Below are 12191 nucleotides of genomic sequence, written 5' to 3'. Positions count from 1 at the left end.
GATGTCGGCTGCCAAAGTTTATGGAAACCGCATTTATGCACTGAATATCAATGTATTATCCTGATTTCCATGCCAACAATTCTGGCAGGTTAGGATTCCGTGTCGATGCCTCTGCCAGAATTGATGTCATTGAATCGGTCGATATCCGGCCACGGGAGGTCGGGTGATCGAACGCAAACCGAGCCGCACGAAAGTCGCGTCCACGGAAGCTCTGGCGACAGGTGCGGAACTCTACCCCATCTTCAGACGCCTCGTCCCACTCGACGGGCCACTGACAGCACAAGTCATTGACGCTGTCGCTGCCCAGTCAGGGCTGAGCGACCGTCAGATACGACGACTAGTAGGCAGATTTCGCGCAAATCCTGTGGCGTCGAGCTTGGCTCCAACCCCTCGCGGTCCCCGGATTGGCAGTCATCGCATCGCCGAGCCGGTGAGGGAGGCGATCGACCGGCTTACCCAGGAAGTATTCCTGACAAAGCCACCGCCCACTGCGGCCCTGGCAGCCCGGGAAATTCATGGTCTTTTGATCGCGCAGGATGGGGAGTTCTGCTTCGCGCCGGGCGAGGTACCGAGCGAGCGCACTCTGATCAGGTTGATCGGCGAGATATCCGAGCCTCAGCGGGCTCGCTCGAGCATGGGCTCGAAGCAGCGCAGCGCCCATGAGCCTCATCCGGGCGCCTATCACAGCGAGGGCCTGCTCGATCTCGTGCAGATGGATCATACGCGGGCAGATGTGATTCTCGTCGACAGCGTACATCGCGAGGAGCTCGCCCGCCCCTGGATAACGTTGCTGGTTGAGGTCTGGACCCGCAGTATTCTGGGCTTTTATGTCAGTTTCGGCGATCCTTCGATTTTCCGCTGTGGCCGGGCGGTGGCCAACGCCTTGCTGCCCAAGGAACCGCTGCTTGAGCAATTGGGCGTCGATGTCTCCTACCCGATGTATGGGCAATTCCGGCGGCTCCATGCCGATCACGCAGCACCGCACCGGGCGGAGAGCTTCAGGCGAGCTTGCCTGGCCAACGGCATCGATCCCGACATCCGTCCACGCGGACCGGCCCACTTCGGAGGCCACATCGAGCGCCTGATCGGCACAATGGTTGGGAAGATGCGGCTGCTACCTGGTGCGACGGGCGGCAATGTCACCCAGCGCGATGGTTATGACGCCGGACAGGCGGCAGCGATGACCTTGCCCGAATTCGAGCGCTGGCTGCTGTTCCAGATCGCCATCTATCACAACGGTCCGCACAAGGGGCTGGGCGGACAATGTCCTGCACAGGCGTGGAAAACGGCGGTTTCCGGCCATTCTCCGCTGCTACCGGCTTGCCTTGATGTTGAGCATCTCACCCGCCAGTTCCTGCCGGCGCGGCAGCGAACCGTTCAGGCTTACGGCGTTCAAATCCTGCACCGCCGCTACTGGAATCCGGTTCTGGCGGCCCGAATTGGCCAACAAATCACCGTGCATCATGATGAGCGCACGCTGCAGCGGATCTATGCGGAGATCGATGGCCAGTTCGTAGTCTTGCCCGTGGTCGGCGACTACCCAGATATCAGCGAGCCCGAATGGGAAGCCGAACGGCAACGCCAGCGGCGGGCAGGGGCGGCGTTTCAGGCGGATGGCGCAAAGGCAGCGACCGCCCGGTACATTCAGGCCGCGCGGCGCGAAGTCGCCATGGCACGGCAGCGCACAGCGAGTAGCCGACAAGAGCGCAAGCGGCAGGAGCGCGAAGGCGTGGCACACTCACCCCAGGCCAAGGGGCGGATCGAACGGGCCGAAGTTCATTGGATCCCGGCTGCGGATCTGCCGGACAATGATTGGCTGAAATGGCGCAAATGAGCGGAAATTCAGCCTTCTGGATCGATTTCGACGAAGCGCGCACGGCGGTTACGACACTGGTCGAACTGGCGCACGACGAGCCCGACGAGCGACCGCCCTGCGTCTTGCTTGTCGGCCAGTCGGGGATGGGCAAGACCTCGATCCTGCGCGAGACCCAGCGCCGGATTGCGCTCGATTTTCCCGAACCTGCCGATTGGGGTGAGGCCCGTTACGAGCCGATGTTGCGCACGGTCATTCCGTCGGGTTCAACCGCGCTCAAGATCAACCTGACGCTGCTGTGGAAGCAGGGCTGGCCGATCACCGGGAAAACCCACCGTATTGCCGATCTCAAGGTGGTTGAACTCCTGCGTCGGCAGCGCACAAGGCTCGTGGGGATCGATAATGTCCATGCCATCCTCACCGCTGGCGGCAGGGCGCGGCGCGACACGCTCGATGCATTCCGCTTCCTGATGAGCGAGGGCAATGTCCCGATGGTGGTCGCCGGGCTCGACGTCGCGGCGGACATCTTTGCCGAAGATGTCGAGCTGGCCTATCGCTCGATCATCGTGCGGCTCAATCCCTGGGCGCCTGGCGAGGCATCGCAGCGGCTGATCCGCGTTCTGGCGCACGGGATGCAGCTGATTGAGCCTGACCGGCTTGCTGAGCCGGAAATCGCCGAATTCCTGTGGCGCCACAGTCTCGGGGTTACCGGCAACTTCAAACGGCTGCTGCACTGGGGACAGAAGGTTGCGCGTCGTCACGGCCGCGAATGCGTCGAATTCGCCGATATCCGTGAGGCTGCGGGTTTGCTCCCCGGTCACCCGGCGCGGTGATCGCGCTCGGGCTCGAGCCGGAGCCGCTGGCGTTCCGGGTGCGACCGCTTGCCGATGAATGTTTCGACTCCTGGATCGACCGGGTGACCCGGGCCCACGAGACGACCCGTGCGGCGCTTTTCCGCCATGTCGGGATCGAACCGGCTCTTGCTGGATACGACCTGGCGCGCGGCGCGCGGGGGCTGGACGTGGCTTGGCACAGTGCCTTTGCCAATCTGGTCGAGCGCCTCGCCTGGGCCGTGCAATGCCAAAACGACAGGATTTCCGCCACTTTTCTCGCCTGCCAGGCGCACGACGTGCTGCCGCGGCGCATAAGGCGATACGCCTGTGCGCGCTGCTGGTACGAAGCGGGACGGGCGGGCAAGCCGATGATCGTCCGCCGGGAATGGATCTTGCGGGCAAGCTGGCGTTGCCACGACCACGAGTTGCCGTTGACCGACATGGCCAGCCTGTTGCGGGACGTTGCGAGCCCGATTTCGCAAGCGGATCTGGGATTGGCTACCATTGTGGCGGAGCGGCGACGCTGGGCATACCGGGTTCGACCAGGCGCGCTGCGGCGTAATGCGGCGGAATTGGCCTATCTGGCCGGCTCCCGCGATGGGCATGGCATGGCGCCGCCCAACAAACGCTACCATGCCCGTTTCGCCGCAAACCTGTTCCACTTTTCGGCCGATCGCATCGGCATGCTGGCCCTCGCGCATGGCAACCGGCATGCGCTTGCGCGCCGCTTCGAGCGTCTGGTTGCGGCACGATTGCCCGAATGTCCGACAGTCGGCGGCGGCGTTCAAGCGCCTGTGAAAATGCCTTACCGCCTGCGGGCCTGTGCTCCGCCCAAGTCAGCCTCGGCGTGGATGGCGCCGGAGTTCCTCGACTTGCTGCGCGCCTATGCCTGGGTGCGGGAGCGCAGGGATATCGATGAGGCCAGGGCGGCGGTGTTCGAGCGCCACTTCGGCGGCCTGCTGGGGCTGCCCGCGGCAGCTATTTTGAGCTCAGGTAACGCCAGTCGGGCATGGCCACCGGGATATTGAGGGTGCACAGGAAGGGCGCGAATGGCCCCTGACTGCGCGCCAAATGGCCTGCCTCCAACTGGCGCAGGAGCTTGCCTGCCCCGGCCTTGGTCGCTGGCAGCGCGCGGGCGAGCTGGGCCGGCGTCAACCCGCCGAGGCCGAATAGCAGCATCCAGGCGAGGTACAGCCGCGAGTTGGTCCGTTGGCTCGGAAATTCACGCGTGAAGACCTCCGCCGCGCGCGGAAGCCGGGCGATGTCGCAGGCGGTGGCGTGCAGCGCCTCGAGCAGATGTTCGCGCGCGTCGGCGCGCCTTTCTTGCGCGCCGCGATCAGCGCGGAACAGCCGGCGCTGGGCCAGGCCCGGGAAGGGCAGGGCGGTCTCGCTCAGGCGAAACGCGTCGCCGCGCGCTGTGGCGGCCAGGTTGATCGCCCAGCACGGGGTTCGCGCGGTCGCGGACAGGGGATCGGGTTCATCGCCGGTTGAATAGCGAAACCCGTCGACCAGCTCGAGCAGGCGCTCCAGCGGCGCAGTGGGCCGCTTGGGCTGGGCGAGTACGGTGAGCACCCGCTCGAGCTCATCGGTGCTTGCTGCGACGATCGTTTCGGCCTCGGTGACCTCGCTCGCCATCGGCCGGATGGCGATCTTGCGCACGGTCCGGACCGCCTGGGAAAGCAGCTTCTCGCGGCGCGGCAGGGCCTGTTCGAACAGGGTCAGAAAGGCATTGCGCTCGGTCGCGCATTCGGCCCCGATCAGCGCGGGACCGAGTGTGATTGCCCGGTCCTGGCGGTATTGCTGCCACGCCCGGCTGAGCCAGCGCAGCGCCAGCGACGCGCGCATTTCCGGGGAATAGAGGGCAGGGGAGGCGAGCAGGGTCTTGGCCAGCGCGTCGATCTGGCCGATCCGGAAAGCGATAGGACTGGCGTCGGTTGACTGTTTCACTGGAAATGTCTCGGCGCGATGTACATCGGAAGGTGGGATAATTGCGCCGGAAAATGCGGTCAATGCAAAGTTCACCTAAACGCCAGTTTGGTATCCTATCATTCGACCCCCTGAAAACACGGATTTTCCATAATCGGATGTTATGGTAAAATCGAGCTTGCCGGAAATGCCCATTTTGGCCAGAAATTGCCCCATGCACGCCGCTCGAAGTACCCTTCGCGTATGACCGCTGATCGACCTTTCCGGTCCTCGGTCGAGCTGGTGCTGGGCGCGCATGCCCCGCTGGTCGACGCGCGCGCCGCGCGCCCGCTGGCGCTCGAGGCGGCGGTTGCGGCGATGGCGCCGGCGACAAAGGCGGCCATCACCGCCGACCTCCGGTGCTTCCTTGCCTGGTGCAAGTCGCGGCGGCCCGTCGTCACCGCGGTTCCTGCCGATCCGGAAAGCCTCGTCCACTATCTTCACTGGCTGGCCAAGGGATCGGAAATCCGGGCCCCGGCCAAACCCGCGACGCTGGCGCGGCGGATCGCCTCGATCGCCCGGATCCACCGCATCCTCGGGTTCGGCGAGAAGGAGCCGCTGCCAACGCAGGTGTCGCCTGCCAAAGAAGGCTGCAAGCACAAGAAATCACTTAGAAACAGTTGGATACAACGCCAAGATGGCAGCAATCTATGACGCGCGTACAAATCCGATTGCCTGCCGTGCCATAATAGATGACATTAGACGCGAAATTTCTGGTGGAATCAGCACCATGATCGAACGCAAACCGCCGGCTTCGGCTCGTCGTTCAGAAGCTGCATTGGCAACAGGCGCGGCGCTGTACCCGGCGTTTCGTCAATACGTCCCGCTGGATGCACCTTTGACGGCGCAGGCGGTGGCGGCAATTTCGACCGCAACCGGGCTCAAGGAACGGCGAATTCGCGAGCTCGCCCGGCGGTTCCGCGAGCACCCCGTCGCAGAATCGCTGGCGTCGTTGCCGAAGGGGCCTAAACCGGGGAGCCGAGGCGGTGGCCAAACTGTGCTCGCCGCGATCGATACGCTGATTGGCGAGATCCACCTGCGCAAGGCGGGGGCGAGCATGAAGGAAACAGCGCGTCAGGTTCGCGGTCTCCTCATCGCCGACAACGGCGATTATCGGTTTGAAGCCAGAGAAGTGCCAAGCGAACGCAGCATTGAACGGGCGATTGCGACGATATCGGAGCCGGTGCGGGCACGCACCACGATGGGCTCCAAGACGCGCAGTGCGCATGAGCCGCACGCGGGTGAGTATTCAAGCCGGGGCTTTCTCGACCTCGTTCAGATGGATCACACGCGGGCCGATGTAATCCTTGTCGACAGCGTGCAACGCAAAGAGCTGGGGCGCCCTTGGGTGACCTTGCTGATCGAAGTGCAGACCCGATGTATCCTTGGCTTCTATGTGAGCTTTGGGGACCCCTCGATATTTCGATGCGGGCGTGCGATCGCCAATGCGATCCTGCCGAAGCATCGCCTTTTGCAAGCACTACAGCTTGATGTCGACTACCCAATGCATGGGCTATTCAAACGGCTACACGCTGACCATGCGGCACCGCATCGTGCGCAATCCTTTCGGTTTGCGTGCCTTTCCTACGGAATTGATCCGGATGTCCGACCGCGTGGCCCCGCGCATTTTGGCGGCCATATCGAACGCCTGATTGGAACGATGATGGCCAAGATGCGCTTGTTGCCCGGTGCGACGGGAGCAAACGCCACCAAGCGCGACGGTTATGACGCTGGGGCGGCCGCTACGATGACCATCGATGAGTTTGAACGCTGGTTTGTTCGGGCAATTTGTCTCTATCACGCCGAACCTCACGCAGGGTTGGGCGGTTTGGCGCCGGCGCAGGCTTGGGCCGAGGAGGCGAAGCGGCATGGGCCTTTGGTGCCGCTCGGCCTCGACGAAACGGCTCTCGTCCGCCGTTTCCTGCCGTGGGTAGAGCGAACCGTGAAGGCCTACGGAATCCAGATTGGCTATCGTCGGTACTGGCACGCCAGTCTTGCATCGCGGATCGGCCAGAAAGTCATGGTACACTTCGACGAACGAACCATTCAGGAGGTCTATCCGGAAGTGAAGGGTGGCTTCGTTTCGGCTGCGGTTGTCGGGCAGTATCCTCATGTCAGCCTGGCGGAATGGGAAGCCGAGCGGGACGAACGATCCCGGGCCGGCAGGGCCTATCAAGATAACGGTGCGCGGGCCGAAGCCGCGCGCCTGATCCATGCCAATCGCAGCGATGTTCTCTCTGCAACTGCTAAGACCCGGCGCGCACGTGAGGCCCGAAAACGAGCGGAGCGCGAGGGAACATCCCATTCGCGCGTACCAGCGCAAGCCACGGTGGAACCGGCGCCGAATTGGCTTCCCGTTGCGGAGTTGGGGGAAGAAACATGGCTGAAACGTATCGAATGACTGCCCCTGTGCCTGGCGGTTCGGCGCTGTCGCAGGCCTTCTGGATCGATTTCGACGAAGCCCGCCAGCATGTCGAGACCCTGGTCGAACTTGCCCATGACGGACCCGACGAACGTCCGACCTGCGTGGTATTGGTTGGGCAGTCGGGCATGGGCAAAACCTCGATTCTGCGGGAGACACAGCGCCGGGTTGCCCACGATTTTCCCGAGCCGCTCGTCACTGACGATGCCCGCTATCAACCGATGCTGCGAACCGTCATCCCTTCGGGTTCGACCTCACTCAAGATCAACCTGACTTTGCTGTGGAAGCAAGGCTGGCCAATCACCGGCAAGACTCATCGCATTGCAGACCTCAAGGTGGTCGAACTTTTGCGGCGGCAACACACCCGGCTCATCGGGATCGACAATGTTCATGCGATCCTCACTGCCAGCGGGCGGGCGCGACGCGATACGCTTGATGCATTCCGCTTCCTGATGAGCGAGGGCAATGTACCAATGGTGGTTGCAGGGCTCGACGTAGCTGCCGATATCTTTGCCGAGGATGTCGAGCTTGCTTATCGCTCAATCATTTTGCGGCTGAAGCCCTGGCCACAGGGAGCGCCGACGCAACGTCTCATTCGGGTACTCGGGCAAGGGATGGGATTGATCGAGCCGGATCGCCTCGCCGAGCCGGAGGTCGCCGCTTTTCTCTGGGAACAGAGTCTTGGAGTGACCGGAAACTTCAAGCGCCTGCTGCACTGGGGCCAGAAAGTGGCCTATCGACATGGCCGGGCACGCGTGGAATTTGCGGATATTCGCGAGGCGGCGGTGTTGCTGCCGAACTATGCGGCGCGATGACCGTACACGCGTTGGAGCCGCAACCGCTGGCGTTTCGGGTTCGCCCGCAGGCCGACGAGTGCTTTGATTCGTGGATTGACAGGGTCGCGGCTGCGCATGAAACTACGCGAACTGCGTTGTTTCGACACCTTGGCCTTGAAACGGCGCTTGCCAGTATGGATCTGGCCCGTGGCACATGCGGCTTGGCCAACGAGCAGTACTTCGCCGTGTATCAGATGATCGGTCAGTTGGCTTGGGCGGTTCAGATCGAGCCACAGCAAATCGAAGGCACCTTCCTCAACGTCGAGGCTTCGGCGGTATTGCCGCGCCTCGAGCGTAGATATGTCTGTTCACGCTGCTGGCAGCAGGCCTCGCAGGATGGTCGGGCGCCGATCATCCGCAAGGAGTGGATCTTGCGGATGAGTTGGCGGTGCCAAGTGCACGATCTTCCGCTCTGCCGACTGCCGGTGGCGGATGGAGCGATGTCGAAGCGGGCTGTGGGTTCCTGGCTAAGCGGCACGCTGGCCCGCGCAGAGAGTTTGCGCTGGGGACTTGAGCTCCGCCCGCGCTTGGTCGAATGGAACGCCGAGGGCGTCGCCAGGCTTGTGCGCGCTAGCCGCAAACGGTTCAAGGGCGAGAAGCAAGCCTATGTGGATCGCTTCCAGGCGAACCTGTTTCACTTCGCACACGATCGGATCGCCATGCTGGCACTGGCGCACAGCCGTGTGGGAAAAGCGACCTGGGGGTTCGAGCGATTGGTAGCGCTGAAATTGCCCGAGCGCCCAGGGAGAGAGGTGATGACACTGAAACCGCCGAAACTGCCCCCACGACGCTGGCGCATCGGCAAGCGCCGTCTACCGTCGGCCAGCTATAATGTCGGCGCGCTCGACATCGTGCTTGCCTATGCCCACCTGCGGGTGCGTCGCGATGCGCAGACTCAAGTTGAAGCACAATTTGGCCGATTTGCCTCGAGAGGGGAACAATCCGGGCCTGGCTTGGTGGCGAAATAGGCGAATATGCCGAAATTTGCCCTCAGAAGCCCGTAGAGCGCATTTACGACGTTTGTATATACCGGCTTAGCCAGCGCTTGTTTTTGCGCTGTAAGGCCTTTTTTGGCGACCTCGATTTTATCCATTTTGATCAGTGTTTTACTGCATATTCTGCCTGATTTGCCCGCCAAGGCGCGCCATGCGCGCCTCGAACTCAGCCATTTCGGCATCAAACGCCGTCAGGACCGAATCCAGCTTAGGCGAGGGGGCGGGCATCAGGCGGGGGCGTCCACGCGCGGGAGCCATCAACCCGAGCGAGACGGCGACATCGGGGGTGACATAGGAGCGCCAGGTTTCGCGCCCGGATATCTCGACCAGCAGGCCGAGGCGGGTCGCGCGCTCTAGCAGCTTGCCCGCGCCCGACACGGTGAGATCGAGCATGGGGGCAAGCGAGCGTGCAGCAAGACAAGGCCGGGTCAGTGCAATGCGGCCAAGGTCGGCAAGCTTGCCGGGACGATGCTGCGCGCCGATTGTCGCGGCGGCCCGCTGCGCGGCATTCTCGAGCCGTTCGAGCCGGGTCAAACCGTTCTCGGCGCTGCGGGCCAGCTGTTTGAGCAGCCGCTTGAGCAGGGCAGGGCGGGGATCGAGCGCAAAGCGCTGCCCGGGGTCGCCCGTGACGAGGCAGGGCAGGGCGCGCTGCGTTAACCCCATGCGCCGCAGAACCAGTGGGAACGCCAGCCATGGCGCGATCGTCGCGTCGGCGCGTGCCCAAGAATCGAGCAGGCCAAGCGCGCGGGCGAGGGTAGGGGCATCTTCCCAGCCAGGGGGTGGATCGAAAGTGAAGGGCAGGTCTTCGCGCCAGTGCCGCCCCTCACTCTCGGTAAGCCGGGCGCGCCAGGGTTCGATTGCGGAAAACGGATCCCCCACCGTTTCGAGGCGTTGCCGTCCGGCCAGATGAAGGCCGCATTCACGTGAAATAATATCAATTTCGTCGATCTCAAAGTTCTGGAAGCGTAGCGCGTTCCCGTAACCCGTCCAGCTTGCCCGCAACTGCCACGTCGGTGCCAGCGAACTCGCGCAAATCCGGGCATCGAGGCGGGCAATGGCGCCGCTGGCGTCGGCAAGGACGTTCGCCAATTCGGCCGACCACGGCACAGCTGTTAGGGGGAGGGGAGGGCGGATCATGCATATATTGTAGACTGAAATCATACTTTCTGTCCATGTGCTGTCTGCTATAGTGTTGATAATGGCTGCTTATCGTAATTATGCAAAACTCAGATGAACGATTGCATGATTGCATTTTGCTGGTTTCTGATGCGGATTGCCGCTATATTTCCGGCGATGGCCGCCTCGGCCGCCAGCCTGGAGTCCGCGCATGGCCAGCGTCACGATCCGCAACCTGTCTGAAGAGACCAAGGGCCTGCTTGCCCAGCGCGCCTCGCGCCGACGGCATAGTCTCGAGGAAGAACTGCGCCAGATTCTCGATGAGGCCGCGCGCGCCGAAGCGGGCAACCCCGATGCGCTCGAGCCGCTCGGCAGTTTTATCGTGCGGATCACGCGGCCCGGCTATGACGATGTCGCCGCCGCGATCGATTTGCAGCGCCAGCGCCCTGATCGTACGTTGCCGGTCTTCGAATGATCTATCTGATCGATTCCAATGTGGTCTCCGAACTGATGCGGCCAGCACCTTCCGACAAGGTTGTGACATGGCTTGATCGCCACGCTGGCAATTGTGCTTTGCCGACCATTGCGATCTACGAGGTACGTGCCGGGATCAACACCATACCACCCGGCCGCCGCCGTGACGAACTGATGGGGGCGTTCGAGCGTATCGTTGCCCGATTTGGTCCGCGCGTCGTGTCCTTCGACCGGTCTTCGGCGGAAATGGCGGCTGAGCTTGCTGGTGTCAGTGCCAGCGCTGGCCGGACCATGACAACCGGGGACGTCCAGATTGCCGGTATCGCAGGGGCTTACGGGCTCACATTGGTGACCTGGAATGTGAAGGATTTTGCAGCTACCGGCATCGACTTGGTCAATCCCTGGGGCGATTGATGCGGCGACCGATCATCGCACCGCCAGCCCGGCTGCTTGCGGCCCAGGTACCCGGCGAGAAAAGTCCTGACAGGCGCGAACCCGTCCGCGCTCAAAAATCATCGGTCCGTACCCGAAAGATCGTCCCTTTGTCTGTCGAACCGGCAGATCTGGTCGGAGATGTGCGCGCACTGGTCGGTGCAGGCATTCACATCGACGAGGCGCTGCTCGATGCAGCCATGCGTGGCTGGTCCGAAAACACCCGCCGCGCCTTCCGCTCTGACCTCACCTTGTGGGGGCAATGGTGCCGATTGCGCCGCGTTGAGCCTGCCGTTGCAAGCCCTGCCGACGTTGCTGCCTGGATCCGAGCCCTTTCCGGTACTGAGACTTGTGACCTCAAAACCCGCGCAATGGCGACGATCGAGCGCTACCTCGTCCATGTGGGCTGGGCTTACCGCATGGTTGGCCTCGTCGATCCGACATCAGACACGTTGGTCAAGTTCGAGCGTAAGGCGGCGCGCAATCATCTGGGTGTGCGGCAGCGACAGGCTCGCGCCATCCGGTTCAAGGGCGACATCGCCGATCTCGACAGCCCGGCGGCCGGGGTGTGCCTTGCTCACCTGCTCAAGGCCTGCCGCCGCGACGAGCTGGGTTTGCGCGATGCCGCGTTGTTGCGCATTGCCTATGATACGGCGGCGCGGCGATCTGAACTGGTGGCGATCAATGTTGCGCACATCGAAGGCCCTGATAGTGAGGGCGCAGGGATCCTTCACATTCCCTCGAGCAAGACTGACCGCAAGCAAGCTGGTGCGCAGGCTTACCTTTCTCCAGCAACCATGATGGCCATCACGCGTTGGTGCAAAGCTTCTGAAATCGACAAGGGGCCGCTGCTGCGCCGGGTCACGACGCATTTTGACGGATCAATCGATGGTATCGGTGCAGAGCCGCTACACCCCAACAGTATCACGCTCATTTACAAGCGGCTTATTCGCCAAGCCTGGGAGAAGGGCTTGCTGGGGCAGATGAGCGAGGCCGAGCTTAGCCGCTGGTGCAAGGCGATTTCGTCGCATTCCATTCGTGTCGGCGTAGCGCAGGATAACTTTGCCGCAGGTGAAGGGTTACCAGCGATCATGCAGGCTTACCGCTGGCGCGATGCACGCACGGTGTTGCGCTATGGCTCAAAACTTGCTGCCAAAAGTGGCGCGAGCGCCAGACTGGCAAAGCGGTTCTCCGATCAGTAGCGCGAACAACACGCCGAATGCCGTGCAGATTGAATGCAGCCCAATATGGCGCGACGATTGGAGTTCAGTGCACGCAATTGCGCTCTACTTTGGCACCCGACAA

General features: G+C 62.6%; 12 protein-coding genes. 10 read left to right on the top strand and 2 right to left on the bottom strand.

The genetic code is table 11. The annotated features are described in order from the left end of the window. The first annotated feature begins 430 nt into the window (after positions 1-430). From LDN95_RS22230 to LDN95_RS22220, 3 genes are read left to right on the top strand one after another with little or no spacing between them, the layout of a single operon-like run. The gene (locus LDN95_RS22230; RefSeq protein WP_021224394.1) at positions 431-1834 is read left to right on the top strand and encodes a Mu transposase C-terminal domain-containing protein; all 1404 of its coding nucleotides are present in this window, start codon (positions 431-433) and stop codon (positions 1832-1834) included. After that, positions 1831-2646 carry a TniB family NTP-binding protein gene (locus tag LDN95_RS22225; protein ID WP_084514624.1) on the top strand — a complete coding sequence of 272 codons (816 nt, stop codon included), beginning with the start codon at positions 1831-1833 and terminating at the stop codon, positions 2644-2646. The genes LDN95_RS22230 and LDN95_RS22225 overlap by 4 nt, the downstream gene beginning before the upstream one ends. Next, positions 2643-3674 (top strand): TniQ family protein, encoded by a 1032-nt coding sequence (locus tag LDN95_RS22220; protein ID WP_021224396.1) that lies wholly within the window; start codon positions 2643-2645, stop codon positions 3672-3674. Before LDN95_RS22225 ends, LDN95_RS22220 begins: the two co-directional genes overlap by 4 nt. Here LDN95_RS22220 and LDN95_RS22215 read toward each other — a convergent pair. After that, positions 3625-4656: a hypothetical protein gene (locus LDN95_RS22215; RefSeq protein ID WP_183615276.1), complete on the bottom strand. Its 1032-nt coding sequence runs from the start codon at positions 4654-4656 to the stop codon at positions 3625-3627. The genes LDN95_RS22220 and LDN95_RS22215 overlap by 50 nt on opposite strands. A 198-nt stretch (positions 4657-4854) precedes the next feature. On the opposite strand from LDN95_RS22215, the gene LDN95_RS22210 reads away from it, so the two are divergent. From LDN95_RS22210 to LDN95_RS22195, 4 genes are all read left to right on the top strand, one after another. Beyond that, positions 4855-5265: a hypothetical protein gene (locus tag LDN95_RS22210; RefSeq protein ID WP_370631731.1), complete on the top strand. Its 411-nt coding sequence runs from the start codon at positions 4855-4857 to the stop codon at positions 5263-5265. 76 nt (positions 5266-5341) lie between these two features. Further along, entirely contained in the window at positions 5342-7012 is a 1671-nt protein-coding gene (locus tag LDN95_RS22205) for a Mu transposase C-terminal domain-containing protein (RefSeq protein WP_226019707.1), read from the top strand. Beyond that, positions 6991-7848: a TniB family NTP-binding protein gene (locus tag LDN95_RS22200; RefSeq protein ID WP_226019706.1), complete on the top strand. Its 858-nt coding sequence runs from the start codon at positions 6991-6993 to the stop codon at positions 7846-7848. The genes LDN95_RS22205 and LDN95_RS22200 overlap by 22 nt, the downstream gene beginning before the upstream one ends. Beyond that, entirely contained in the window at positions 7845-8837 is a 993-nt protein-coding gene (locus LDN95_RS22195) for a TniQ family protein (protein WP_226019705.1), read from the top strand. The genes LDN95_RS22200 and LDN95_RS22195 overlap by 4 nt, the downstream gene beginning before the upstream one ends. Positions 8838-8975: 138 nt before the next feature. Here the strand turns inward: LDN95_RS22195 and LDN95_RS22190 are convergent, their stop codons facing one another. Next, positions 8976-10001 (bottom strand): hypothetical protein, encoded by a 1026-nt coding sequence (locus tag LDN95_RS22190; RefSeq protein WP_226019704.1) that lies wholly within the window; start codon positions 9999-10001, stop codon positions 8976-8978. Between the two features lie 190 nt (positions 10002-10191). On the opposite strand from LDN95_RS22190, the gene LDN95_RS22185 reads away from it, so the two are divergent. The 3 genes from LDN95_RS22185 to LDN95_RS22175 are packed head-to-tail and all read left to right on the top strand — an operon-like array spanning position 10192 to position 12088. After that, positions 10192-10455 (top strand): hypothetical protein, encoded by a 264-nt coding sequence (locus LDN95_RS22185; protein WP_226019703.1) that lies wholly within the window; start codon positions 10192-10194, stop codon positions 10453-10455. Then, on the top strand, positions 10452-10868 hold the full coding sequence (locus LDN95_RS22180) for a type II toxin-antitoxin system VapC family toxin (protein ID WP_226019702.1): 417 nt from the start codon (positions 10452-10454) through the stop codon (positions 10866-10868). The genes LDN95_RS22185 and LDN95_RS22180 overlap by 4 nt, the downstream gene beginning before the upstream one ends. Beyond that, positions 10865-12088 carry a tyrosine-type recombinase/integrase gene (locus LDN95_RS22175; protein WP_226019701.1) on the top strand — a complete coding sequence of 408 codons (1224 nt, stop codon included), beginning with the start codon at positions 10865-10867 and terminating at the stop codon, positions 12086-12088. The genes LDN95_RS22180 and LDN95_RS22175 overlap by 4 nt, the downstream gene beginning before the upstream one ends. The last annotated feature ends 103 nt before the right edge of the window (positions 12089-12191 follow it).

The organism is Novosphingobium sp. FKTRR1 (assembly GCF_020404405.1).
Classification (GTDB): domain Bacteria; phylum Pseudomonadota; class Alphaproteobacteria; order Sphingomonadales; family Sphingomonadaceae; genus Novosphingobium.
Note: the sequence above shows the minus strand (reverse complement) of the source record. Positions and strands in the feature narration are given on the sequence as shown.

Coding starts and splice junctions, on each gene's coding strand:
- LDN95_RS22225 (WP_084514624.1), top strand. CDS start 1,831: ATGAGCGGAAATTCAGCCTTCTGGATCGATTTCGACGAAGCGCGCACG.
- LDN95_RS22205 (WP_226019707.1), top strand. CDS start 5,342: ATGATCGAACGCAAACCGCCGGCTTCGGCTCGTCGTTCAGAAGCTGCA.
- LDN95_RS22200 (WP_226019706.1), top strand. CDS start 6,991: ATGGCTGAAACGTATCGAATGACTGCCCCTGTGCCTGGCGGTTCGGCG.
- LDN95_RS22195 (WP_226019705.1), top strand. CDS start 7,845: ATGACCGTACACGCGTTGGAGCCGCAACCGCTGGCGTTTCGGGTTCGC.
- LDN95_RS22190 (WP_226019704.1), bottom strand. CDS start 10,001: ATGATCCGCCCTCCCCTCCCCCTAACAGCTGTGCCGTGGTCGGCCGAA.
- LDN95_RS22185 (WP_226019703.1), top strand. CDS start 10,192: ATGGCCAGCGTCACGATCCGCAACCTGTCTGAAGAGACCAAGGGCCTG.
- LDN95_RS22180 (WP_226019702.1), top strand. CDS start 10,452: ATGATCTATCTGATCGATTCCAATGTGGTCTCCGAACTGATGCGGCCA.